Source organism: Desulfitobacterium nosdiversum (assembly GCF_049860565.1).
GTDB lineage: Bacteria > Bacillota > Desulfitobacteriia > Desulfitobacteriales > Desulfitobacteriaceae > Desulfitobacterium_A > Desulfitobacterium_A nosdiversum.
Window position 1 is genome coordinate 1,332,581 of the sequence record NZ_CP172056.1, and the last position, 25,802, is coordinate 1,358,382.

Sequence of the window (25,802 nt, forward strand, 5' to 3'; positions counted from 1 at the left end):
ATATGAACGCGAATGTAATGGTATTCACTGCCTTTAGTCAGGAGTTCAGCACCAGCTCCTCCGGTAATCGCATATCTTACGTTGCCTTTTACAAAACTGAAAAAGCTGTGAATGTGTGATAAGAAACAGTATCAACCTTATACTGAGTCATAAGGTCTTCAAACTTTTGGGCTTCAGCTTTGTCATTAAAGGCATGATCTATATCACTGGTACCGCTTAACTTGTTCATTAAATTCTGCAGCGTGCTCGTTTTTTGTGATTCGGGATATGTATTTGGAGCAACATTGGATCGAGGGTCAGTGGGAGGAATGTGGGAAACTACGAAAATTCGTTTTCCCTGTGCTTTTTGCAGGTCAGCTTCCAGCCAACGATATTGTTCAGGAGGAATTGCAGTTTTTTCTGTCCACCCCCTTGAACTATCTAAAAAAATGAAGTGGTTTTGCAAATAATCAAAAGAATAGTAAGCAGGGCCAAAAAGCTCTGTATAGGTTGGCAGACCGTTCTCTCGAATATCGTGATTTCCCAAAGTTGTATAGAGCGGGACTTGGAGCTTAGAAACCGTTTCATAAAAAAGCCTATACCGGTTGGGCTCTCCTCCGTAGACAAGATCGCCGTTATCTACAACAAATGCAGGTTTAATACTGTTGACTTGGTCGATAATTTCAGAAAATGTACCGTAGCCGTTTCTATTATCCCCAAGCATGATTACTTCGGGATTTTCGTTAGCACTTAGTTCAAATTTAATGGTTTTTGGCTGGTTCGCCTTTAGGTCTACAGTGAATGAAATCGTGTGCGGATCAATAGTCTTAAGATTTCCTATGGGGTCGCTGGTCTTTATCATTGCGGGGTTCACGTTTTCTAACCTTACGCTGTATGACTTATCAGTTCCACTATTAAACGAAATGATGGGAGTCGGTGAAAGGGAACGCAGCAGCAAGCTTTCCTGGCTAGGACTATCAACTATTTTGCCTTTTACAAATCCACCCTGGATGCTGACAATATTGCCATTCCAATCATATGAGGAAACAGAAGTGTAAGGATCAAAAGACAACGGTAAGGGTACGAATCCCTGCTGTACCTTGAAATTCTTATAGCTGTGCAAGATAAAGGCGCTTGTAACCCCTAAACCTATTACGAGCATAATTAGGACCAACCATTTTTTTCGCATTAATCTACCTTCTTATTATCTGAGAATCCTCATCCATTATAGTTCCACTTAAATTGATTATATCCATTATCGTAAGCGATTACCCTAACATGTTCCTTAGTACGAATGAAGAAACATCTGGCTTGCTGTTTAACAATTCCTTTAAACCCTGAGATAAAATAATTTATAAAAACTGTGTAAGGAACTCCGATTGGCTTTCCCTGTCCTAACGCTGAACAAATGAAGCAAGCGATTTCCAAGAGGATTGGCGACACGGTTAGACTAATAGATTATACTCATTAGGAAATTAACACTATCATGATATTGGAGAGAATGAATGTAATATAATGCAAAAGAGGGAGACCAGAAGATATAATTATCTGGTTTCCCTTTTTTGTGTTTTGGAACTTATATTTTACCTAATGATCTCAAGAAACGAACTGAGTATTTTCTTACCAGATGGAGTTAATATGCTTTCGGGATGAAATTGAAGCCCATAGAATGGGTAGAGTTGATGTTGAATTCCCATGATAAGACCTTCTTTGGTCCAAGCCGTAACTTTGAAGACAGGGTTTAGCTGCTGTTCATCTACGACTAAAGAATGATATCGCCCGGCAAGAAAACCTTGTTCTATTCCTGCGAAGAGCCCTTGGCCGTCATGGTAAATAAACGATTGCTTACCGTGAACAATTTCTGGAGAATGTGCAACGACAGAGCCGAAAGCTTGGGCAAGAGCTTGGTGGCCTAAGCAAACACCAAGAGTTGGGATAGATTCTCCATGCTCTGCCAGAGATTCCAATTGATGAATGAGGTCTAAAGAAATGCCGGCTTCATTGGGAGTACAGGGCCCAGGAGAAATGATAATGCCATCGGGTCTTGCAGCCAGAAATTCGGAGGCTTGGCACTCGTCATTGCGATAAACCTTTAGGGGTTCACCTAGATCACCAAAGGCTTGAACGAGGTTATAGGTGAACGAATCATAATTATCAAGAACGGCCAGCACAGTCATTCACCACCTTGAGAAGAGCGCCTGCCTTATGAACAGTCTCTTCATATTCACGTTTGGGAACTGAATCGAAAACAATGCCGGCACCGGCTTGGACATAAATTTGGTTTTCTTGAATAAATAAGGTCCGGATTGTAATGCAGAAATCAAGATCCCCATTCCAACGCATAATTCCTAAAGCACCACCGTAAGCTCCGCGTGGTTCAGGCTCAAGCTCCTGGAGGATTTCCAAGGCTCTGACCTTGGGTGCACCGCTCAAAGTTCCAGCAGGAAAAACAGCCTTCAGCGCATCAAGAGAATCATGCGCTTGATCAAGGTTCCCTTGGACAGTCGAAACGAGGTGCATCACGTGGGAAAACCGTTGAATTGCGGCTTGCTCCCTGACCTTGACCGTACCATATTGGGAGACTCTTCCGATGTCATTTCGCCCAAGGTCAACAAGCATAGCATGTTCGGCCATTTCTTTCGGGTCATGGAGCAGCTCCACTTCACGGATATGATCTTCTTCAAAATCTTGGCCGCGGGGTCTTGTCCCGGCAATCGGACGCGTTTGAATCAGTGAACCGACCGATGAAACTAAAAGTTCCGGGGAGCTGCCGACTAACGTTTCCTTATCAGCAAATAGGCAATAAAGATAGGGTGAAGGATTTATGATTCTGAGTTTTTCATAGACGATCCATGGATCGAGCTGAATCTCCTTACTAAAACGCTGCGAGGGAACGCATTGAAAAATATCCCCGGCACCAATATATTTCTGAATTTGTCTAATACGCTGCAAAAAGTTTTCACGGCTGATATTAGCATGCCAGTTGGTATCAATAGAATTATCCGCTGGCAAAAGGGAAGAGGATGAAGGCGAGGTAGTTGAAAGGGCTGAGGGAGCCGAAGGTTTTGAATTGGAGGCAGCAGAAACAGAGCGGATCGAAAGATTAGTGGAACTTGATGGTGAATTTAGGCTCACTTCAAGAAAACGGTCAAGTGCATAGCACCACGTAATAAAGGTTTCTTCACGATCATTCTCATTTTCCATAAAAATCTCGAGAACGAGCCTCTGAGATACGGGTAATAGGACAAGGTTAATCGGGCACAGCCTGAAAAAATAGTTGGGGGCACATATACTGGCAGAGGGTTTTTGCCATTTTAATCCCCATTCAAAATCCAAGTATCCAATAAGTCCGCTCTCTAAGGTCTGATTACTAGGATGATTTCTGAGGAATTCTCTTAAATGCTGGATCGGATCCGGAGAGGTTGGGGGCTTGCCAGATCCTTCTTGCTTAGTGAGATAAAAGGTTTCTGGGGTAAGACTTATTCCTTTACCAAATCCTAAATACGTTCGTTGATGTTCTCCTTCTTTGCCTTCAAGCAATGCAAAACACTTTTCACCTAACGATTCACCTAACCGGACTAAGTTCATAACCCAATTGGGTTGATCAATAGGGTAGGGATGGAGCAGCCATTCCTTTTGAGCAACATGCATGGTTTTTTCCTCCTTTCCCTTAAACTGAATTGCCCCTTAAGCTTGTGATCCATTGATAAACTTCTTGTTCACGTTCCACTTTTTCGTCTTCAGGAAGATTTAAAGCATCAATTTGGGCGAATTTCTTGACGAGTGCGCTGCCGACCACGACTCCTTCACAGACTTCACTCAGCTTAGCGACTTGTTCCGGGGCTTGAATACCAAAACCGACATAGCGCGGTAGGGTCAGGTTTTCCTTGAGATTTTGTATATAGTTGAGAATATGGGGAGGTATTTCTGCCTGTCCGCCTGTAATACCATTGCGCGAAAGGACATAGACAAAACCATCCTTTAACTCAGTTAAAGACTGGATGTGTTCGGGAAGACTGGTTTGGGCGATCATCGGTATAAAGACGAGCTGGTTCTTCACTGTTTCTTGCGCTTTTTGACGGAAGGGCCGGCTTTCTCTCCAAGGAAGATCCGGAAGGATTAAGCCATCTACTCCGGTCTGAACAGCATCCTTAAGAAAGCGTTCATAGCCGTAGGACAGCAGCGGATTGAGATAGCTCATTAAGAGAAGCGGGGTATCTTGGTTTTGCCGGCGAAAAGCGTGGACGAGTTTTAATACTTTTTTTAGATCCATGAAAGACTCGAGAGCGCGTAAACCTGCAGCCTGAATGACCGGGCCGTCGGCAATGGGATCACTAAAGGGAACGCCGAGTTCAAGAACATTAACCCCGCTTTGGGCTAACCCTAATAATCGACGCAGTGTTGTATCAGGATCTGGATCACCGGCCATTAGATAAGTGATCAATCCGGGTCCTTTTATTTTTAGAGCATTTTCTAAACGTTGACTCATAATATAAACCTCCTATCTATTTGATAAACTCAGCCAGTGTTTCAACGTCCTTATCACCCCGACCGGAGAGGTTGACGATAAGGTACTGATCTTTTGCAAGCTGAGGGGCGAGCTTGATGGCATAGGCGACAGCATGAGCGCTCTCAAGGGCAGGGAGTATTCCTTCCGTACGAGCGAGAGTTGCGGTAGCTTGAATCGTTTCTGCATCAGATACGCTCACATATTGCGCACGATCTATTTCTTTAAGATAACTATGTTCCGGCCCAACTCCGGGGTAGTCTAAACCTGCTGAGATGGATTGCGTGTTGATCACTTGCCCGTCTTCATCCTGCAGCAGATAGCTGTAGGCCCCGTGTAAAACGCCTGGGCGGCCGAGAGTTAAGGTGGCAGCATTTTCGCCTAATTTGGTACTTTTTCCTCCCGCTTCAACTCCAATGAGCTTAACTTTTTGATCGGGGATGAAGGAATGAAAAAAGCCAATCGCGTTGCTTCCGCCGCCAACACAGGCGATGAGAGCATCTGGGAGACGTCCGACTTCATCAAGGAACTGAGCACGGGTTTCGCGGCCAATGACGGTTTGGAAGTCCCGGACGATCGTGGGATAGGGATGAGGGCCGGCCGCTGTTCCAAAGCAATAAAAAGTATCTTCAACATTCGTCACCCAGTCTCTTAGGGCTTCGTTAATCGCGTCCTTAAGGGTTCGGGAGCCTGTAGCTACGGATCGCACTTTAGCTCCCAGCATTCTCATCCGTAAAACGTTTAAGCGTTGACGGCGGATATCTTCTTCTCCCATATAGATTACACAATTCAAGTTAAAAAGGGCGCAGGCTGTGGCTGTGGCAACTCCGTGCTGACCGGCGCCTGTTTCTGCAATGACGCGTTTTTTCCCCATCCGGTGTGCAAGAAGAATTTGTCCGAGAGTATTGTTAATCTTATGAGCTCCGGTATGATTAAGGTCTTCGCGTTTTAGATAGATTTGAGCTCCGCCGAGATGTTCAGTCAGGCGTTGTGCATGATAAAGCAGGGAAGGACGTCCGACGTATTTTTCAAGGAGACTATCGAATTCTTCATGGAAGGAGGAATCTTCACAGGCTTCTAAATAGGCTTTTTCTAACTCTTCAAGGGCAGGAACCAAGGTTTCAGGGACGAAAGCTCCGCCGAATATGCCAAAACGATTGGCGGATTGAGTGGGTGTGTGGGTAGACATCATTAAGATCACTCCTCGTTATTGGTATTAGGATATTGGCTGTTTGTAAGTGGACTCGGGTTTATTGTAGAGCGAAAGAGCGAAATAGGCGTTCAGTAGAGAGTAATAAAGTTACCCGATGCGTTCGGAAGGAAAGGAGCTGCGAAGCTGTTCAAGCTTGGCAAGAGCCCTTCCTGAATCAAGGCTTTCCGTGGCGAGAGCAATGCCCTCCGAAATATTCTTGGCTTTATCTGCAGCGTAGAGTGCGGTTCCGGCATTAAGAAGAACGATATTCCGTTTAGGGCCTTTTTCCCCTTGAAGAATCCTCAACGTAATTTGGGCGTTTTCTTCAGGTGAACCTCCTTGGAGTTCTTGCAGAGAGCATCGTTGGAAACCGTAGTCTTCAGGTGTAATGACAAAGTTCTTTAACGTATTCCCATCAACCAGGATGGCTTGCGTTGGAGCTGAGAGGCTTACTTCATCAAGTCCGTCCTCGCCAACCATAACTATGGCTCTCCGAATATCGAGAAGCTGTAAGGCTTTGGCCATTTTAGGCAGAATGGGCAGAGCAGAAACCCCAAGAAGCTGATATGGTGCGTTTGCAGGGTTAAGCAAAGGACCCAGTAGATTGAAAATCGTGCGAATACCAAGTTCCCGACGATGGCTTGCAACTTTGGCCATCGCGGGGTGGTAAAGCTGGGCAAAAAGAAAGGCAATGCCGACGTCCTTTAAAACTTGTTCACTTTGCTTGGGTTCAGCAGTGAGCGGAAGCCCCAAATATTCGAGGACGTCTGCGCTTCCGCAGCGGCCAGACGAGAAACGGCCGCCATGTTTAGCGACGGGGACTCCTGCCCCGGCAACAACAAAAGCTGCAGTTGTCGAAATATTAAAGGTCCCCGCACGGTCTCCGCCTGTTCCGCAAGTATCAACAGCACCCTCAGGGGCTTGAATGTGTTTGCCTGCTGCACGCAGCGTTCTGGCAAAAGCAGCAATTTCTTCTGCACTTTCGCCTTTGGCCTGCAGCCCAAAAAGCAGGCCGCCGATTTGAGCTGAGGTTAATTCACCTGCAAGAAGGTCTTGAATGACTGCAGCTGCCAATTCCGAAGGTAAATCTTGTTTTTGGGTTAAACAATCTAAGGCTTTGCGGATATTGCTCATGATGATAAACTCCTTTCATTTTGGGAAATTGATTTACTGTTTTGTTTTTAACTAATGGGGCTGTTGCAAAACCTATGGTCGTGTAGTTTCTCGCATATCCGCTCACTCAGGCGCTCCGGGACTGGTTCACTTTGCCTTCGTAGCAGCTCCGCCAAACCTCTGGGCAATACCTGATGTGAACCTGTGGCTACGCTATGCTACGAAAGCTTTGTTCACCTGCACGTCCCTCCACGAATCGTTCACTTCTATGGGAGAAACTACGCTTTCAGGTCTTTTGCAATAGTCCATAATTATTGTGCGAACGAAAAAAGGACTTCTTTTGCAACAGCCCCTTTACCTTATCGACTGGGGCTTTGAAGCTTTAGTTTTTGCTGCGTGGATGAATCGAGTGATTTGTTCCTGATCTTTTCGACCCTCTCGTTCAACTCCTGAACTTACATCGACTCCATAGGGCTGAGTGATTTGAATGGCTTCCTGGACATTTTCGGGATGAAGCCCTCCCGCTAAAATAAAGGGGATATTGGCCTTTTTGATTTCTGCAAGGATCGTTTTAAAGTGCAGCTCTTTCCAAGGAAGAGGAGTTCCTGTTCCGCCGGATTGACCTTGAACTGTCGAGTCGAGAAGAATTCCTTGAACTAAACCTTGTGAGGCTTCGGTATGAAGCAATTCCCAATTCGGGGATGCAACATTTTCCCGAGGGTTATTGGGATGGCCGGAGTTAGAAGAAGTTATCTGCTGTGGATCTAAAGAGATGACCTTAATTTTAGCAGCCTTGATATGACGATAATGATCCACAGGCTCTCCGCCATGAAATTGGATCGTATCTAAAAAACAGTAACGAATGATTTCAGAGACTCGGTTTGGCGGTTCTCCGGCAAAAACACCGACCTTATTGATAAAAGGGGGAAGGTGAGCCGTAATTTGCCGGAGTTTTTGGGGCTCGATATAGCGCTTGCTGTGAGGGACGAGGATAAAGCCGAGAGCATCTGCACCCGCTTCCACAGCCCAGAGGGCTTCTTCCAGGGAACGAATGCCGCAAATTTTTACACGGGTCATTAACTAATTCCTCCTTTCCTCCGAATTTGTGGTCTATCTTTCGGCTAAAGCCTGAGAGAAGACCTGTCTTTTTGTACCTGACCGGCTTTTAGCAAAGCACGAATGTGTTTGCCGGGTTGGCTGGAACGGACACAGGACTCACCCACTAAAATTGCATTTGCCCCGAATTGAGAGACTAAAGCGGCATCACTCGGCTGGAGAATTCCGCTTTCACTTACAATAAAACAATCATTAGGAATAAGCCGGCATAGTTTTTCAGTGCGCTTGAGGTCAATTTCGAAGGTCCTTAAGTCCCGGTTGTTAATACCGAGGAAAGTGGCTCCCGCTTGGAGTGCTCTCATAATTTCTTTTTCATCACGGCATTCGACCAAAGGGCGAAGACCCAGTTGTTTGGCTAAGTCCATAAGGAGATTAAGCTTTTGATCTTCAAGCAATGAGGTGATGAGAAGAATTACATCGGCACCAAGCAGAGCACTTTCATAAAGCTGGTACTCTGTAAAAATAAAGTCCTTACGCAAGAGGGGAAGGGTAGTCATCTGCCGGATGGTTTGAAACAGGGTTGGACTTCCCAGGAAAAAGTCTTCTTCAGTGAGGACTGAAATCAGAGAAGCACCGCTGATTTCATACTGATGAACAAGATCCTCAAGGGAAAGGGCCCAAGGAATCTGACCTTTGCTGGGGGAAGCTTTTTTTACTTCGGCAATGACATGGAAGCGATCCGGGGTAAGAGAGAATCCACGGGAAGGATGGGGGAAGGATTGATGTTCATCTTCCCAACGTTTGATGATTTGGCTAAACGGAATCGTTTCTTGCAGTTGCTTGAGACGTTCATTTTTTTTAGCCATAATCTTTTCCAGGATATTCATGGCAGTAAGCCACCTCCGCTTAATAAACTGCTTGGCTGCTTAAAATAAAAAAAGCTTTCTATCCTTAAAGGACAGAAAGCTTCTGTGGTGCCACCTTATTTCATACCTCTGCGCAGATTAACTTGATGCAAAATCTGGTCGAAGTACTTTACAGGGTACGGAGAAACAGGGTTTTCTTTCATAGGGGAAAGCGTTATCCAATAGCTGCCTCTGGTTAGGTGAACCACGGTATTTAGGTAATAAAAAAACTTTCTATCCCTAAAAGGACAGAAAGTTAACTTCTGTGGTGCCACCTTAATTTGTATTCAGTCAAACGGGCTCACTTAAACGTGAAATTACGCTGACCTTATACCTTTAACCGGATGCGGAGAGATGAAAAGAACTCGTGCTCTCGATACCCGTGTTTCTGTAACGGGAAACCCCCGGCTCACCTACTCGCTATACTTTCGGATTGCGCCTCAAAGACCCATTCCACCTCAAGATCGGTATCAGTTCCCACCAACACTGACTCTCTAAGACATCTCATCAAGGTGTACTCTTTCTTATCATTGGCTCTGGCAATTTGTTGTAATTCATTATATGCGAGTTTAGTATTTGTGTCAAAGGTTTTTTACTATTTTTTTGACTCTAATGCAAATATTTTCAAGTTTGAGTTTTTTAGACCTCTTATTGGGTAATACTAACAAGGAGAAAGTTAGGAAGATTCTACCTTAGGAGGAAAACTGAACGAATGGTTGGATTAAGCAGTGTCGTTATGATCGTGCAGCTCATTTTTGCCGTAGTTATTGGTTTATATTTTTGGGGAATGCTGAAGACTCAGCAAGGAAATAAAGTTGCAGTAGAACGAGAATCCCGCAAAGAACTGGAGAAGCTTGAAAAGATGCGCAAAATTCAGCTGACAACACCTCTTGCGGAAAAAACACGGCCCAAGCACTTTGAGGATATTGTCGGGCAAAAAGAAGGTATTAAGGCATTACGCGCAGCCTTATGCGGACCTAATCCTCAGCATATTTTAATTTACGGTCCGCCGGGAATCGGTAAAACAGCAGCAGCTCGGCTTGTTTTAGAGGAAGCGAAGAAAAACCCGCTTTCACCGTTTAAAGAGCACTCAAAATTTACGGAAATTGACGGGGCAACGGCTCGCTTCGATGAGCGGGGAATTGCAGACCCTTTGATTGGTTCTGTGCATGATCCTATTTATCAGGGGGCTGGAGCAATGGGCATGGCAGGGATACCCCAGCCTAAGGCTGGAGCAGTGACCAAAGCCCACGGAGGAATTCTTTTTATTGATGAAATCGGAGAACTTCATCCCATCCAAATCAATAAGCTCCTAAAAGTTCTGGAAGACAGAAAGGTCATTTTAGAAAGCGCGTACTATAGCTCAGAGGATCCGAATATTCCTGCTCATATTCATGATATTTTTCAAAATGGACTTCCTGCCGATTTTAGGCTTGTAGGGGCAACGACACGGAGTCCTGAGGAGATTCCGCCCGCAATTCGTTCGCGGTGCATGGAAATCTATTTTCGTTCCCTGCTTCCTGAGGAAATTGGAGAAATTGCCCGCGGAGCAGCGCATAAGATGGAAATTCCGATCACGGAAACTGCAGTCGACGTTGCCAAGCGTTATGCAACCAATGGCCGTGAAGCCGTCAACATTATCCAACTTGCCGCCGGGGTAGCGCAAGCAGAAAAACTTTTTGAGATCAATGCGGCTACCATCGAGTGGGTTGTTAACTCCGGACAGTATTCTCCTCGGCCGGATCGAAGGGTGCCAACGGAGGCGGAAATTGGGGTAGTCAACGGCTTAGCCATCTATGGACCGAATATGGGGATGCTTCTTGAATTAGAGGTTACGGCACAGCCTGTAAGCCCGGGAACGGGAGAACTGCTGGTTACCGGGATTGTTGAAGAGGAGGAGCAAGGAAGTTCAAACAAGAAGATTCGCAGAAAGAGCATGGCTCGGAGCTCCGTTGAAAATGTATTGACGGTTATTCGCAGGCAGTTAGGGATTGATGTTCGAAATTATAATATCCACGTCAACTTCCCCGGCGGTGTGCCGATGGATGGTCCTTCTGCAGGGATTGCCATTGCGACAGCAATAGTTTCAGCGATACGCAAACAAAGGGTCGATAATTTCTTGGCGATGACGGGAGAGCTTTCAATTCGAGGCGGTGTGAAACCGGTCGGAGGAATTGCTGCTAAAATCGAGGCCGCTCATCAAGCAGGCTGCCGAAGGGTATTTATTCCTAAGGAGAATTGGCAGGAGCGGTTTAAGCATTTTGCTGAGGGCTTCCAGGTCATTCCTGTGGAAAGCTTATCTGAAGTCTTGAAGTCAGCGTTAATCGTTGAGCAGGGCAGCAATATGCCGGAAATTCAGCCTGCACTCGATGATATTTTGGCACGCCTTGAAATCAACTCTGTACCTGTTGTGAATTTGCCTGAGAGGGGTCAAACATGTTAGAATAGATCAAGAGGAAGAAAGACACACTAAACTTTGCTTAGTGTGTTTTTTGATTCCGGGAGGGATTTTATGAGTAAGGAAAGAGAATTACCATTACTTCCGTTACGCGGGATTTTAGTTTTTCCCTATATGATTACTCACTTAGATGTGGGCAGAGAACGATCCATGGCGGCGATCGAACAAGCGATGCTGGATGATCGTATGATTCTTCTTTCCTCACAGAAGGAAAGCGAGATCGATTCTCCGACTGAAGATGACATTTACACGGTTGGAACGATTGTAGAGATTAAACAGCTTCTTAAACTGCCGGGCGGTACGATGCGGGTTCTCGTCGAAGGAATTAGGCGGGGCCGGATCGTGGAATTTATGAGCGAGGAACCTTATTTTAAGGTGCGGGTAGAAGAAGTCGAAGAAGATATTATATCTGTTAACCCGGATATCGAAGCTCTAACTCGCGGCGTAATCCATCAGTTTGAGGAGTATGCTAAGTTAAGTAAAAAAGTGCCGCAGGAAACGCTGGGAACCGTTATTGGCGTGGAGGAGCCCGGAAAACTTGCGGATATTGTCGCTTCGCACCTAAGTCTTAAGGTGCAGGATAAACAGGCCGTCATTGAAGCGATTGGCGTTGCCGAACGTTTGGAACGTCTAACCGAAATTATCATGCGGGAAATAGAGATTCTGGAATTGGAACGCCGAATCGGCTTAAGAGTACGTAAGCAGATGGAAAAGGCGCAGAAGGAATACTATTTGCGTGAACAGATGAAAGCCATTCAAAAGGAACTGGGTGAAAAGGACGAGCGTCAGGCAGAGGCGGATGAATATCGGGAAAAGATTGCCCAGGCAAATCTTCCTTCGGCAGTTGAAGAAAAGGCTCAAAAAGAGACTGACCGTTTGGAGAAAATGGGCCAAACGTCGGCGGAGGGAACTGTCGTTCGAACGTATTTGGATTGGATACTCGCTTTACCCTGGAGTAAAACGAGCCGTGACAAAACGGATTTGAAACGTGCAGAGAAAATTTTAGATGAAGATCATTATGGTCTGGAGAAAATTAAGGAACGGATCTTAGAATTCTTAGCTATTCGTAAACTAACGCCTAAAATGAAGAGCCCGATTCTTTGTTTTGTGGGGCCTCCAGGTGTAGGTAAGACTTCTCTGGCAAAATCCGTAGCCCGGGCCTTGGATCGTAAGTTTATACGAATGTCCTTAGGTGGTGTTCGGGATGAAGCTGAGATCCGCGGACATCGCCGGACGTACATTGGAGCTTTGCCCGGCCGAATCATTCAGGGCATACGTACAGCAGGCACACGAAATCCAGTATTTCTGCTTGATGAGATCGATAAAATGACCTCTGACTTCCGGGGAGATCCGGCTGCGGCTTTGCTGGAAGTTTTAGATCCGGAGCAAAATCATAGCTTTTCCGATCATTATCTGGAGGTTCCTTTTGACCTTTCACAAACATTGTTTATTATGACTGCGAATACCTTGCACACGGTTCCCCGTCCGCTTTTAGACCGGATGGAAGTCATTTCGCTGAGCGGATATACCGAGGAAGAAAAGGTGAATATCGCCCGGAAATATCTCGTTCCGAAGCAGCTCAAAGCGCATGGATTAAAAGAAAAGGTTTTCATGTTATCGGATGAGACGCTGCTTAAGTTAGTCCAAGGTTATACTCGGGAATCGGGCGTCCGTAATCTTGAACGTCAAGTCGCAAATCTGATTCGAAAAGTGGCAACACGTTGGGTTAAAAAAGAGTGGGAAATACATCCTCTTAATGAGGTTGATTTGGAAGATCTGCTTGGCGCTCCGCGAGTTCATTTTCAAATGGCTGCACAGGAACCGGAAATTGGGGCGGCTACAGGATTGGCTTACACTGAGGTCGGCGGTGATATCTTAACGATTGAGGTCACCCCGGTTTCTGGGAAAGGACACTTAACGCTCACCGGCAAGCTTGGGGATGTAATGAAGGAATCTGCCTATGCGGGTTTAACCTTTGTCCGTTCTCATGTGAAGCAGCTCGGAATTCCTGAGGATTTTTACGAGAATGTTGACTTGCATATACACGTTCCAGAAGGTGCTATACCAAAGGATGGTCCCTCCGCAGGAATTACGATGGTCACTGCTATGGCTTCAGCATTGGCGAAACGAGCAGTCCGTTCAGATCTTGCCATGACTGGAGAAATAACCCTTCGTGGAAACATTTTACCAATCGGCGGAGTCAAAGAAAAAGTCTTGGCAGCCCATCGCGCCGGAATTAAAGTCATTCTTTTGCCGAAGGAAAACCGCAAAGATTTAGAAGAAGTTCCAAAAACAGTCCAGAAAGATTTAGAATTCCACTTCGTCAGCCGCATCGAGGAAGTCATCAGCCTTGCGTTATTGCCGGTGGCTGAATCAAAGAAATATATAGAGAATACATCTTTAATGCCGGCTTTTGGACAAGCTGAGATGCCGATGCCAACGGTTTTGCCGGATGAGGAAAGGCCTATATCTAAACCGTATTAGAACTAAGACACATAACCCATAAGATAGCTTCCCGCACAGAAATGAACGATTTGCGTAGGAGCGTTTCGGCAAACGGTGCTACTATGGGATAGCGACGCCAGTGGTTCACATCAGGTATTACCCCAAGGTTTGGCACGAAAGTGTCCGGTGGACATTTTCGCTCGAAGCGGCTATCTCCAAAGAATGCTTATCCGCTGAAGATAGCTCCCATAGTAGCAAGTTTGCCAGCCCCGGAGCGGAAAGAGAGTGGATGTGCGAGAAGCTTGCTGGACATTCAAATTAGAAATATGCTTTCGAAGTTTTAAGAGGAGAAAATATGATTATTCGTAAAGCTGAATATACCGCCTCCGCGGTGAATCGCCAACAGTATCCTGAGAACAGCGGGCCGGAAATTGCGTTGGCAGGTCGGTCAAATGTGGGGAAATCCTCCCTTATCAATAAATTTATCAATCGGAAGAACTTAGCCCGTACAGGAAATACTCCCGGAAAGACACAAATGCTTAATTTCTATCACATCAATGATGAATGGTTTTTTGTCGACCTGCCTGGATATGGTTACGCTAAGGTTTCGAAAGATGTTCATTCCCGCTGGGGAAAAATGATGGAAGAGTATTTCTCAACGCGTGAGAACCTGCGCGCAGTCATTCAAGTGGTAGATATCCGCCATAAACCAAGTGCTGAAGATCAGGAGATGCAAGCTTTTTTACGCACTCGGGGGATTCCTGTTCTTGTTGCGGCAACAAAAGCTGATAAAATTGCCCGGGGCCAATGGCCGAAATATTTAAAGGTTATTGCCGAGAGCCTGAATCTTCCGGATTGGCAAATGATTCTTCCATTTTCGGCGGAGAGTGGAAACGGTCTTGATGATCTGCATAAAGCTGTTGAAGAAATTCTGACTGTAGAGGAAAATTAAACTGACTGTCTGTTGTCCCCCTGTTGGTTAAAGAAATGGAACGCCCGCAAAATCATATTTCAGACTTTGCGGGCGTTTAGTGTTTTTACAAACATGTTAAGCTTAATGTCTATTAACGGAAGTTGGAAAGATGAAGGGATCGGCTAAGGCTGGTCCCTTTTTATGTTATACATTTCCGTAATGACAATTGATCCCGTAGTTAGGTGCAAATAGTTAGAAACAAATAGTTAATAACATATTGCAATTAAGTAAGAGCTGATATATAATTAGAATCAAGAAATAGGCGAAAGGATTATGGACAATGAAACGAGACTTTAGCACACACGATCGAATGAGTGTGGCAACGGACGTAGTGGTACTGACAACGGATAATAAGCCGCTCAATAATAACAGGAAAGTGGCAGAAAAAGGGTTGCAGATACTACTCGTTAAAAGAGACGAAGAGCCATACAACGGGTGCTGGACATTACCGGCAGGCTTTGTAAATTATGATGAGCCATTGATTGAATCTGCCAAAAGGAAACTTCGAGAAAAGGTTGGACTCGATGATATTTATCTGGAGCAGTTATACTCATACGGAGACGATGTAAACCGGGACGTAAGGGGCAGGGTTGTTAGTGTAGGCTACATCGCCCTTGCTCCAAAAGAGAAGATCATTCTCAATTCAGAACGGGCAAGTAAGGAGTCGGAATGGTTCTGGATAGAATCATCAACATCCGAGTGGGAGCAAGATAAGCTAAGTTTCATTTTGGTAAAGGACCTAAGTGTTCGGATTACTAGCTTGGCGTTCGACCACAGTATAATTATTGCCGATGCGCTTAACCGAATTAAAAATAAAATAATGTATACTGATGTAGCGTTTCACCTCGTCAATGAACTGTTTACAGTTAAGGAGCTGCAGACAGTTTATGAACTGCTGCTCGGCTGTGAAGTGCAGGCGTTTAGAAGGGTGATGAACGATAAAATAATAGAGACGGACAATTGGTCAGACGGCAAGGCGCACAGACCGGCTAGGTTGTTTAAGAAAAGACAGTAGCAATCGATGGGGTGGTGATACCATGGTTGATATCAATAATCCAACTGAGATCTTAGCAGCTGTAAAATGCGGGGACCTTTACTCGAACGATCCGGTTAAAGCAAAGAAAGAGTATCGGCTACTTGTTCAAATGTACCATCCGGACCGAAACAAGACGAGTATGGCTGAGGATGTTTTCAAGAAGATCGAAGACCTTTATGCGAAGGCCGAAAAAATGTTTGAATCCGGACAATGGGAAGAAAGCAATGTTATCGAATTTAAGACCAAAGAAGATAAGCATAAAAAGTTGAAGTTTATCAAAGAGTTCTCGTTTGAGCTTGGAGTGCAATACGTCGCATCTTCCGTTGTGGTCTATGTACTTGATGCAGAGCACAAGAAATATTTTGACAACGCGATTCACAGGGTTAGTTCATTAATTTATGAAAACAAAGCTATGGAAGATGAGTTCAAACGGTATTTCCCGAAATTCATTGATAAGTTCGAGACAGTCGAAGGGAAATGGGTATTGGTCATAGAAAAGACCAAGGACTTTGTTAGATTGCAAGACCTTCTCAATTATTATCAAGGAATGATTGAGCAAAGGCATGTAGCCTGGATGCTAAGCCGGTTAGGTAGTATCTGCTGTTTCTTAGATTACAATGGTCTCGCCCATAATGGAATTAGTTTGGAAAATTGCTTTGTATCACCTGAAAACCACTCAATCGCGTTATTAGGCGGCTGGTGGTACTGCGTCGGGCAGGGCGAAAAGATGCTCGGTACCCAGAAACAGATTTACGATGTGATGGGGCCCTTAACCAAAACAAACAAAACGGGCAGTATTACAACTGACCTGGAATCGATTAAACTCATCGGCAGAGTTTTGCCACATAAGGCACAAATTCCGAATAGTTTTAAAGATTGGCTGGAGAGGGGTTCTGCAGACTCGGCCAGAAAAGAGTTCGTGCGTTGGAACACGGCTTTGAGAAACTCATATGGAGCTAAAAAGTTCATCAAAATGGAAGTCGGAGAGAAGGAAGTCTACAGTCTTTAGCTACAGCTTAGTTATTTTAAGATAAAAATTCATTACTAAGGAGGAATTGTTCATGGGATATGGTGGTTGGAAACCAGAAGATTGGGCAAGGTACTCATCAAAAAAAGTGGTCGGCCAATCCACAAGTACAATTTATTCTTCGAGGAAGATCGCATCAGAGTTCGATCCTAAGAATGTTACTTTCAGGGAAAGCCTCGACAGCAGCGAACATCCAAACAGCACTCCGATTAGTATCGGACTTGACGTAACCGGCTCAATGAGTCGTCTTCTTCAAGTGGTTGCTGAGAAACTCGGTGTTCTTGTTCAGGAAATTCTAGACAGAAATCCTGTAACGGACCCGCAAATTATGTTTAACGCCATCGGGGATGCTCCTGCTGGTGACGTTGCACCTTTGCAGGTCACACAATTTGAATCGGATATTCGAATCGCGAAACAGTTGACTGAGCTTTACTTCGAACAAGGTGGCGGTGGCAATGGATTTGAAAGTTATCCGCTAGCATGGTACTTTGCCGCTCGGCACACAAAAATTGATTGCTTCGATAAGTATGGAAGAAAAGGATTTTTATTTACCATCGGCGATGACGGTTACCCGGAAAAACTTACCCAACGGGAGATTCAAAGGGTCTTTGGCAATGTTGTTGAGGCCGATATTCCAGTCAAGGAGATACTTGCAGAGGTGAACCGGAAATACGAAGTGTTCCATCTGTGCATGGCTCAAGGTGGGTCGCACCGGGATAGCGACCTTGAAAAATGGCGAGAGTTACTTGGTGAAAGAGCTATTAGAGTATCGGATTACGAACTCATTCCTGAAATCATCGTGTCCATTCTCGAAGCAATGAGCGGCAAGTCAATTGACTCGGTTGTGAATTCTTGGGATGGAACAACAGCTGTAGTGGTTAAAGAAGCTATAAACGGTTTGGCCGGAATCACAAAATCGAATAAGCTCGTAGAGTTTTAAGAAACCGGGGGTACGTGGGATGAAAAACGTTAAGATTGTAATTGGAGCTAACTTTGGCGATGAAGGCAAGGGATTGTTAACAGACTATTTCTGTTCCGCATTCCCTGCCCGAGAAAAGGTGCTAAACGTAAGGTTTAACGGCGGAGCCCAGGCAGGGCACACTGTCGTTAAATCAGACGGGAGAAGACACGTTTTCAGCCATTTTGGCTCCGGCAGTTTTAATGAAAACAATCTCACGTACCTTTCCCGTTATTTCATACTAAACCCAATGCTTTTCGTTAAAGAGTACAAAGTGCTGGAAAGTAAGGGAGTCGTTCCAAGGGTTTACATCCATAAGGATTGCCTTGTAACATTTCCTTGCGATGTAATGATTAATCAGATGGTCGAGGCTCATAGGGATAAAAATAGGCACGGAAGCTGTGGAGTAGGTATTTATGAGACCATCATGAGAACAAGCAATCATCAGAAAACAACGATAGGGTATATCAAAGAGAACTTCGATCAATTGGCCAACATGATCGCAAACACCATTGAGGTATACGTTCCCAAAAGATTACACGAGTTGAATACGGAATTAACAGATAGCGAATGGGAGCTAATCCGGAACGAAAATATCACAGAAAACTATATTGATGACTTATTATTCATGTTTCAGCATACGGAAATTGTAGAAAATAATATCATCAATGAATACGACAACATTGTATTCGAGGGCGCTCAAGGGTTACTGCTGGATGCTGATAATAAAGAATATTACCCTCATCTGACACCGTCCCACACTGGGATAAAAAATGCAATACAGATATTAAGCAGTGTCGATGCTTGCGACCTTTCAATATGCTATGTAACCAGGTCTTACTTTACGAGACACGGGGCCGGACTATTTAAGACAGAGTGTGATAGCACAGACATTAAGCCGGAAGGCTTAAGAGATAAAACAAATCAGACAAATGCGTATCAAGGTAACTTTAGATATGGATATTTTGATGTTACAACTTTCAAGCGCTCTGTAGAAAAAGATTTGGCTTTTTTAAACCGGATAGTAACGGTAGAGTTAGCTGTTACCCACCTCGATGAAACAGGTGGACATTTATTAGTGGGCAATAGAGAAAAGCTTGAAGTAGCTGATTTGCTTAAAATCATGAATCTAAACACCGCTTATACTTCAAATGGAGAAAAGGCAGAAGATATTCAATGCTCTGACCTATGCATGGGTTAGTACGTGTACAATGTCTACAATTAGTTGGTGATATATGGGGATCAGAAAGAAGAATAAAGAACATAGAAGCATTGGTAAGTTCTGTAGAGGGGGATTCAAAATGAGTAGTTTATTTATAATTGGGAATGGATTTGACTTAGCCCATGGAATTAAAACATCTTATGAACATTTTCATCAATACCTTAAAGCTAAATATCCTGATGCAAGTGGTGATGAATTTATCATGCCAGAATCTACAACTATGCCGGATGGTGAAGAATACTATGATGATAATGTCGTCGTAGACTATTTATTGTATATAATATCTAACGCTGAAGCAAGCGGCGATAAATGGAGTGATCTAGAGAATTCTTTAGGTTTTTTGGACTTTGACGAATGCTTTGATGATATACCTGAGTTATTGGATGAAGATGGGGATCCCGATTTATGGAAGAATATGTACAATGTCGAAGACGTCGCATCAAATCTTATTGTTCCTACAAAGAGAATTACCAAGTTTTTTTCAGATTGGGTTAATACAATTAAAATTAAGGAAAAAAAAGCAAAACCTGATTTTGCATCATTAATAAGTAAGGAAGATGACCTTTTTTTGACTTTTAATTATACTAAAACTTTAGAAATACTCTATAAAGCAAAAAATATTTGTCATATACATGGTCAGCAAGGTAGCGATTTATTGTTCGGACATGGTAATGATACAGATTATACCGAAGAAAATATGAGAAAATACACTGGTTCAGAAAATGCACTCCTAGAAATACAACTTGCTTTAAGAAAAAATACTAAAAAGGCAATTGAAGACAACATAGATTTTTTTAATGAAATTTCTTCATCTATCGATAAAATTTACTCATTCGGATTTTCTTTTTCTAAAGTCGATGAAATATACATTGAAGAGATTTGTAACAAACTTTCGACAGGTAATATTACCTGGTACTTGAATGATTTTGATATATCTAATCATAAACAGTATCTAGACAGAATACAGTCCTGTGGATTTCGAGGACAAATTAGTACTTATCATATTTCCTAGAATGAGTTTTATACGCTTCGTTTTGGAGTAAGACAAATTTGATAGGTCCTATATATTTAAGTCTCCAAAATTTTGCCCTTAGGAATCTTCTTCTGTAGAATGATTCAGTGAAGGTGAATAAAGAAAAGTTTGCCAATCAGCATGGTTACGAGTTTCCAAAGAAAAGTAAGGAACGCCCGCAGAGTTTAACTTTGCGGGTTTTCTAATATTTGAATGTTTAGCGTAAGGGGATAGACTCTATTTCTTTTTAAAAATTTACATTGCTTTTCTAATCTTTAACGTGGAAGTCAGGTTTATCATATACAACTTTGCCTTCTGAAGTTAAAGGATTTTGGCAATCGAAACATTGAGAAAATGAATCATCTGGGCATACACCAGGAATTGGCTCGCAAGGGTCAAAATTATGGTTATTCAGGACTTCATAAGGACGCATCATATCATGGTCTTCATGCTCAAGAATATGGCAGTGCCAAGGATATATACCGGTAAACGGTCCAAACCGAGCAATAATGCGTGTAACCTCACCGGGATTAGCACGAACTGTATCTTTCCAGCCCATTTCATTTGGGTCGGGCGGCTGCGGGGCTCCGATTATTACATCGGGACTATTGGGATCGCCGGTAAAAGGGGCACGGTCGAGGATTTGGAATTGGACAAGGTGTAAGTGAATTGGGTGAGTATCAGCCGTAGTATTGAATAGTTCCCAAATTTCAACTGTCCCATTATAAGGAGTCTCCGTAAGGGGCATGTCGTCCCATCTAAGGTTATTGAGTAATAGAAGCGGGCGTCCAAATTCATCCGTGCTTTCAATCAGTGTGTTTCTGCGAACCGTCACAGCCTGAGCTGGGTCGAGGTGTTCCAGGCAGCTGAGTATTGGAGGAATAGTGCTCTTGTCCGGCTTGGAAACACGTGATTTTACCCTAAACTCCATGATTTGCATTAGATCTGGAGTAAGCGGTACACCTCCACCGGGGAAAGGAGTCGGAGCGTCATTGGTCAAGATGATGTTTTGGTTAGCATGATCAGAGAAATCCACAATTATATCAGCACGTTCAGCCGGTGCAAGAAGGATATCGGAAACCGTAACTGGTTTTTCAAATAATCCGCCTTCAGTACCAATTTGAACGAAATTCTGTCCCGAATTTAACCGAATATGGTAAAAACGGGCATCAGAGCCATTTAAAATGCGAAAGCGGTATTTACGCGGCTCAACTTCGAGATATGGCCAAACTTTACCATTGACCAATAGGGTGTTCCCGAAAAACTCTGGAACTATTGATGGGTTTGGCAGGTTCGGATCAATTGGCGGTGGTGGCTGCGGAGCCGGAGGAGGTTCATGATTCGGTTGCGTTGGATAGAATAATTCTCCGTTAGGATAGAAAGAACGGTCTTGAATTACCAAAGGAACTTCAAATTTTCCCTTAGGCAAATTTAAACGATCTTCCTCCTCATCTCTAATAAGATAAAACCCGGCAAGACCTGCATATACATTTAATCGAGTAATTCCAAGTGCATGGTCGTGGTACCAAAGTGTTGTCGGACGCTGACAGTTCGGGTAGTAGTAAATTTTTTGCAAAAACTTTGGTCCAACATTTTTGAAATCACGGGTGAACCAGGCCTCAGGATAACCGTCATTTTCGGGACGTATTCGAGCTCCGTGTAAGTGAACGACAGTTCGGACAGATGGCTGGTCTGGATGAGCGCCATGCACCGTTCTATCTACGGGTAATAAATGCTCAAAAGGCAATTTATTAATCCACTTAACAAAAATGGGGTGTTCCCTTCGCACTTCAAACGTGGGTCCAGGGTACATACCGTTATAACCCCAGACTGTAGTTGGCGGTAAATCTCTGTGAAGCTTCTGCTTTACTTGTTTCATTTTAACTTCATAATAAGGGGCTGAACCAATGTGTCCAACAGGTCTTAATACTGACGGGAGCGGCAATGCATCTACGAATTTCTTAAGGGGCAAATAAAACTCCTCCTTACATATAAGCTTTATCCAATTGAAAATAAGTTAAGGGAGAGAGCCCATGCTTTACCCCTGATGTCACAAATATACTATGTTTTTTGTGTAAAAACGGTTACTAGTTAATCAAAGAGGAAGAACTAGACTTAATTTAATCTGGTTCTTCCTCTTTGAGCTTTTGGATAGCATCATTTTTTAACCTGCACAGACAAGCAAATGATTCAGGCAGATATTTATTGAAGCTTATTCTGTTAACAGTATAAAAGGAATATACATTACTATATGTTTAATAATGGATGAGTTGGATTAAAGAACAGAGGAGCTGAAGCGTTGAAAGAGATAGTATTGATGTTATTGAGCTTAGCTTTAATCCTGGCTTCGGCTGAAGCTTTTACGAACGGTGTCGAATGGTTAGGACAACGCTTAAATCTAGGTGCGGGAGCAGTAGGCAGTATTTTAGCCGCAGTTGGCACAGCTTTGCCCGAAACGATGATTCCTCTGATTGCCTTTCTGGGGACGCAGGGTGAGGAAGGAATTGAAGAGGTTGGGATTGGTGCGATTTTAGGCGCTCCTTTTATGTTGACAACTCTGGCTTTGTTTATTTCTGGCTTGGCTGCTTTAATTTTTCGAAGGAGCAATCACCCTTTGCGGATTCAAAGTGATGTAATACGGCGGGATTTAAACTTCTTTCTTGTTACTTACTCCTTAGCAATTTTTGCCTCATTTCTGCCTAACTCTTTTCTTAGATTAGGACTGGCAGGAATTCTTCCTATAATCTATCTTGCCTATGTCATCATTACGTTAAGAAAGAGCCAAGGTTCAGATGATTCAGGAACTTTAGCTCCGTTATATCTTGCTCGTCATGTGCAGCACCCGGGGATATTTCTCATCTTAGGGCAGATCACTCTTGCCCTTTTAGGGATTGTTGCGGGTGCACATACCTTCGTAGACGCTGTACAATCGGTGGCATTAGTTACAGGAATCCCCGCACTTGTTTTATCCTTGGTTATTACCCCGATTGCTACGGAATTGCCGGAGAAATTTAATAGTGTTATCTGGTTAAGACGCGGAAAAGATACATTAGCTATAGGCAATATTACTGGGGCGATGGTTTTTCAAAGTTCAGTTATTCCTGCAATGGGAATAGCCTTGTCTCCATGGAACTTAGAGCCTCTTGCATTGTGGAGCGCGCTTTTGGCACTTGCCGCGGGATTTATTCCGTTTTTCAGCTTAAGACGGCGAGGGACCCTTTATCCTGTCACGCTTTTATCGGGGGGCGGTTTTTATCTCTTGTTTATTTTGACGGTTTTGCGATTTCTTTAGAACCTTTAAATTCGGCAATCAGCATTCCGAAAAGAACGAGCATAGCTCCCGCTAATCCACGCAGAGGTAATATTTCTCCTGCAAGCAAAAAGGCAAATAAGGCGGAAAAGACAGGTTCGGCAGAGCAAATAAGGGCCGTTTGAGTAGGCGTCGTAAATTGCTGCATCTTAGTCTGGATATAAAAGGCGAGTGAAGTTGCAGGAATTGCTGTTAAGAGGATTCCGAACCATGCATAAGGGGTAAAATGGGACGATGGTTGTGGCAAAATTAATGAAAAGATCGTGCTGAGAAGACTTACCGCAAGAATTTGCCCTGCAGCAAGGATCGCTGCGCTTTCGGTTGGGGCGTATCGGCCCACAAGAAAGATATGAAGTGCAAAAAAGAAGGTACAGATTAAAACAATAAAATCCCCGCTGTTTAAACTTAAATCATCTCCGAGGGAGAGAAGGGCTAAGCCGGCAACAGCACTTAAAATTCCTAAAAGAAGTGTGGGACTGGGGAATTTGCGAGTTGTAATACTCACAAGAAGAGGAACGATTACAACACTCAAACCCGTGATAAATCCGGCATTGGAAGCAGTTGTGGATTGTAGCCCAATGGTCTGAGCGGCATAACCTCCAAAAAGAAAGCAGCCTAGGCCAAGCCCTTTCCCAACAGCCTTCAGGCTGAGATGACGGCGTTTTCCCCAGACAAAAGGGAGTAGAGTGAGAAAGGCTATGGCAAAGCGAATAGCGAGAAAGGGATAAGGGGGGAGATCCTCAGTCGCTTGTTTAACAACGATAAAGGTTGCCCCCCAAACGGCAGTAACAGCAAGCAAGGATAAATTAGCAAAACGGCGTTTATTCAATCTATTCACTCCGATCAAGATAACTTTCATAAAAGAAACATAAGAAAAACCGCTACAAACTGGTAACGGCTTTTTATAATACGTAATTTTTAATCGAAAACAGAAGAACTTAAATACCGTTAATTTTTAGTATACCTGAAAAGAAAATAAGAAAAAAGTGGTGTTTATAAATTTAACCTTTTCCTTGTCCCGGTCCTGCTGCCGGAGGAATCGGCGTTTCGGGTGTCACGGGTATATTGCCCGGCACACCGGGCATCTGAGGTGAAACAAGTGCTTGTTCAGGCAAAGCACAGCCGCAGAATTGTTGTTTAGCTTGAGCAAAGCATTGATAATGGCGTTCCTCATCTGCAGCGATTTGAGTGAGAATCGCTTGGATTTCCGGAATGGGGATTTTATGAGCCAGTTCGGTATAGTGCTGAACGGCCCTAGCTTCATCTTCCATATTATAGTCGAGAATGGCACAAAGCTCGGTTGTGTAATTCAGGAAGCGTGCCCGCCAATCTACCCAATGTCCTTTGCTGAAGGAGCCATAGCGGGGATCGACACCAAGGAAACGCAATGCCCAGCCGAACTGTTCAAGATGACGCAATTCATCATAGGCAATCGGACGAAGAAGCTCATCAAATTCAGGACGGTCTAATACAACGGCTTGGTATAAGTAAGTTGTTACGGCTGAAAGTTCAGAGTCTTTGCCGGCGTAAACGTCATAGAGCCACATGGCGTAAGTAAAATTGGGTTCGGGAATTTCGCCGGGCATGGGTCCGCTTGTTTCTAAGGTTGGCAGGAGAAGAACCTGACCGGGATAAATGCGATCGGGATGTTTAAGTTGATTGAGGTGGATGATATCAGACATCTCTACATTATAAGCTTTAGCAATCTTATAAATTGTATCTTCTGGCTGAACAACATAACGTGCATACTCCATAAGTAATTTACCTCCTCTCTCGGGTTCACTTTACTATATTCGAGAAGAAGTTAAAGGTGAGTATTAGTTTTCTTGACAGGATAACACTTTTTAGTTATGAAGGGGACAGGTTATACGTAAATATAAGGTAAGAAGCTTATCTATTAGGGGTAGAAGGAATGGAAAGGAGCAAATTGTATGGGGAATAATATTCTTAAAGGTATTAGCTCAGCCTTATTCGTGACCGTTATTACCTTGCTCGGGGGAATCCTTTGGAATACATTGGGGTATCAAGGGGTCAATGTTACAACTTTAGTTGATATTGGGCTTATTGCGAGTTGTATTACGGCAGGGTTTCGAACGGGTAAAGGGAGCAGAATTTGGTTTTTGGGGGGGCTGACAGCCTTAGGATATGTGGGGCTATGCATTATATTAGCTGCGCTTTTTCTGCCGATCAGCGGTTGGGGAGCAGTTCAAATTCTGGCTGAAGGCGGGCTGATCGGGATTTTAGCGGGAGCATTTGGAGCGGGCAAACAAGGCCTGAGCATAGACGGAATAGGTTTGAGGCGAAGCGCCTCAAGTCATCCTTTAGCGTTTAGTTCATCATCCTGGGATGATGAGCGACATTGGGAGGAACGTTACGATGATCGGTACGAAGAACGGTATAAAAGAAGTGAAACATCTGATAATCAAAGGGAAAGTGAATGGGATCAATGGATGACTAAAGACCGAGATGTTAAGATTAATAAGGATAAACACGAAGACAAAATTTCTCAAGTCAGTGAGGACAATTGGTTAAAGGGTGAAAAACGGGCGTGGTGGGATGAAGAAACTGGATTTTAGTTCAAGATAGGCCTAATTGTAAAGCGCTATCTA

General features: G+C 43.9%; 22 protein-coding genes and 1 other annotated feature. Of the genes, 11 read left to right on the forward strand and 11 right to left on the reverse strand.

What is annotated here, in order from left to right; translation table 11 throughout:
* Positions 1–88 precede the first annotated feature (88 nt).
* The 8 genes from ACHOLT_RS06390 to trpC all read right to left on the reverse strand — a co-directional run bounded on the left by ACHOLT_RS06390 (position 89) and on the right by trpC (position 8,734).
* Positions 89–1,168 carry a metallophosphoesterase family protein gene (locus ACHOLT_RS06390; RefSeq protein WP_425806607.1) on the reverse strand — a complete coding sequence of 360 codons (1,080 nt, stop codon included), beginning with the start codon at positions 1,166–1,168 and terminating at the stop codon, positions 89–91.
* A 394-nt stretch (positions 1,169–1,562) separates the two neighbouring features.
* On the reverse strand, positions 1,563–2,150 hold the full coding sequence (locus ACHOLT_RS06395; RefSeq protein WP_425806610.1) for an anthranilate synthase component II: 588 nt from the start codon (positions 2,148–2,150) through the stop codon (positions 1,563–1,565).
* Positions 2,134–3,630, reverse strand: coding sequence for an anthranilate synthase component I family protein (locus ACHOLT_RS06400; protein ID WP_425806611.1), 1,497 nt, complete (start codon positions 3,628–3,630; stop codon positions 2,134–2,136). Before ACHOLT_RS06400 ends, ACHOLT_RS06395 begins: the two co-directional genes overlap by 17 nt.
* 19 nt (positions 3,631–3,649) lie before the next feature.
* Complete coding sequence (trpA, locus tag ACHOLT_RS06405) at positions 3,650–4,468, reverse strand: tryptophan synthase subunit alpha (RefSeq protein WP_425806613.1); 819 nt, start codon at positions 4,466–4,468, stop codon at positions 3,650–3,652.
* A 16-nt stretch (positions 4,469–4,484) separates the two neighbouring features.
* The gene (gene trpB / locus ACHOLT_RS06410; protein ID WP_425806614.1) at positions 4,485–5,678 is read right to left on the reverse strand and encodes a tryptophan synthase subunit beta; all 1,194 of its coding nucleotides are present in this window, start codon (positions 5,676–5,678) and stop codon (positions 4,485–4,487) included.
* Between the two features lie 108 nt (positions 5,679–5,786).
* Positions 5,787–6,812, reverse strand: a complete 1,026-nt coding sequence (gene trpD / locus ACHOLT_RS06415) for an anthranilate phosphoribosyltransferase (RefSeq protein ID WP_425806616.1) — start codon at positions 6,810–6,812, stop codon at positions 5,787–5,789.
* A gap of 333 nt (positions 6,813–7,145) precedes the next feature.
* A complete protein-coding gene (locus ACHOLT_RS06420; protein ID WP_425806617.1) occupies positions 7,146–7,868 on the reverse strand; it encodes a phosphoribosylanthranilate isomerase in 723 nt (240 codons plus the stop codon).
* A gap of 44 nt (positions 7,869–7,912) precedes the next feature.
* A complete protein-coding gene (gene trpC, locus ACHOLT_RS06425) occupies positions 7,913–8,734 on the reverse strand; it encodes an indole-3-glycerol phosphate synthase TrpC (protein ID WP_425806619.1) in 822 nt (273 codons plus the stop codon).
* A 259-nt stretch (positions 8,735–8,993) separates the two neighbouring features.
* Positions 8,994–9,292 (reverse strand) — a binding site (T-box leader).
* A 172-nt stretch (positions 9,293–9,464) separates the two neighbouring features.
* On the opposite strand from trpC, the gene lonB reads away from it, so the two are divergent.
* From lonB to ACHOLT_RS06470, 9 genes are all read left to right on the forward strand, one after another.
* Positions 9,465–11,195 (forward strand): ATP-dependent protease LonB, encoded by a 1,731-nt coding sequence (lonB, locus tag ACHOLT_RS06430; protein ID WP_425806621.1) that lies wholly within the window; start codon positions 9,465–9,467, stop codon positions 11,193–11,195.
* 69 nt (positions 11,196–11,264) lie between these two features.
* Positions 11,265–13,694 carry an endopeptidase La gene (gene lon / locus ACHOLT_RS06435; protein ID WP_425806622.1) on the forward strand — a complete coding sequence of 810 codons (2,430 nt, stop codon included), beginning with the start codon at positions 11,265–11,267 and terminating at the stop codon, positions 13,692–13,694.
* A gap of 75 nt (positions 13,695–13,769) precedes the next feature.
* Positions 13,770–13,892 carry a hypothetical protein gene (locus ACHOLT_RS06440; RefSeq protein ID WP_425806624.1) on the forward strand — a complete coding sequence of 41 codons (123 nt, stop codon included), beginning with the start codon at positions 13,770–13,772 and terminating at the stop codon, positions 13,890–13,892.
* Between the two features lie 118 nt (positions 13,893–14,010).
* Entirely contained in the window at positions 14,011–14,607 is a 597-nt protein-coding gene (yihA, locus tag ACHOLT_RS06445) for a ribosome biogenesis GTP-binding protein YihA/YsxC (RefSeq protein WP_425806626.1), read from the forward strand.
* Between the two features lie 331 nt (positions 14,608–14,938).
* The gene (locus tag ACHOLT_RS06450) at positions 14,939–15,643 is read left to right on the forward strand and encodes an NUDIX hydrolase (RefSeq protein ID WP_425806628.1); all 705 of its coding nucleotides are present in this window, start codon (positions 14,939–14,941) and stop codon (positions 15,641–15,643) included.
* Positions 15,644–15,665: 22 nt separating this feature from the next.
* On the forward strand, positions 15,666–16,673 hold the full coding sequence (locus tag ACHOLT_RS06455) for a hypothetical protein (RefSeq protein ID WP_425806630.1): 1,008 nt from the start codon (positions 15,666–15,668) through the stop codon (positions 16,671–16,673).
* Between the two features lie 52 nt (positions 16,674–16,725).
* Positions 16,726–17,631 carry a hypothetical protein gene (locus tag ACHOLT_RS06460; RefSeq protein WP_425806632.1) on the forward strand — a complete coding sequence of 302 codons (906 nt, stop codon included), beginning with the start codon at positions 16,726–16,728 and terminating at the stop codon, positions 17,629–17,631.
* Between the two features lie 19 nt (positions 17,632–17,650).
* Positions 17,651–18,850: an adenylosuccinate synthetase gene (locus ACHOLT_RS06465; RefSeq protein ID WP_425806633.1), complete on the forward strand. Its 1,200-nt coding sequence runs from the start codon at positions 17,651–17,653 to the stop codon at positions 18,848–18,850.
* A gap of 100 nt (positions 18,851–18,950) precedes the next feature.
* A complete protein-coding gene (locus tag ACHOLT_RS06470) occupies positions 18,951–19,883 on the forward strand; it encodes a bacteriophage abortive infection AbiH family protein (protein WP_425806635.1) in 933 nt (310 codons plus the stop codon).
* A 268-nt stretch (positions 19,884–20,151) separates the two neighbouring features.
* On the opposite strand, the gene ACHOLT_RS06475 is transcribed toward ACHOLT_RS06470, so the two are convergent.
* Positions 20,152–21,855 carry a multicopper oxidase family protein gene (locus ACHOLT_RS06475; protein WP_425806636.1) on the reverse strand — a complete coding sequence of 568 codons (1,704 nt, stop codon included), beginning with the start codon at positions 21,853–21,855 and terminating at the stop codon, positions 20,152–20,154.
* 327 nt (positions 21,856–22,182) lie between these two features.
* Here ACHOLT_RS06475 and ACHOLT_RS06480 point away from each other — a divergent pair, with 327 nt between their 5' ends.
* A complete protein-coding gene (locus ACHOLT_RS06480; protein WP_425806638.1) occupies positions 22,183–23,175 on the forward strand; it encodes a sodium:calcium antiporter in 993 nt (330 codons plus the stop codon).
* Here ACHOLT_RS06480 and ACHOLT_RS06485 read toward each other — a convergent pair.
* Both ACHOLT_RS06485 and ACHOLT_RS06490 read right to left on the reverse strand, forming a co-directional pair.
* Positions 23,147–24,052 (reverse strand): DMT family transporter, encoded by a 906-nt coding sequence (locus ACHOLT_RS06485; protein WP_425806640.1) that lies wholly within the window; start codon positions 24,050–24,052, stop codon positions 23,147–23,149. The genes ACHOLT_RS06480 and ACHOLT_RS06485 overlap by 29 nt on opposite strands.
* 142 nt (positions 24,053–24,194) lie before the next feature.
* Positions 24,195–24,947, reverse strand: a complete 753-nt coding sequence (locus ACHOLT_RS06490) for a LysM peptidoglycan-binding domain-containing protein (RefSeq protein WP_425806642.1) — start codon at positions 24,945–24,947, stop codon at positions 24,195–24,197.
* A gap of 177 nt (positions 24,948–25,124) precedes the next feature.
* Between ACHOLT_RS06490 and ACHOLT_RS06495 the strand changes: the two genes are divergently transcribed.
* The gene (locus ACHOLT_RS06495; RefSeq protein ID WP_425806644.1) at positions 25,125–25,769 is read left to right on the forward strand and encodes a TIGR04086 family membrane protein; all 645 of its coding nucleotides are present in this window, start codon (positions 25,125–25,127) and stop codon (positions 25,767–25,769) included.
* The last annotated feature ends 33 nt before the right edge of the window (positions 25,770–25,802 follow it).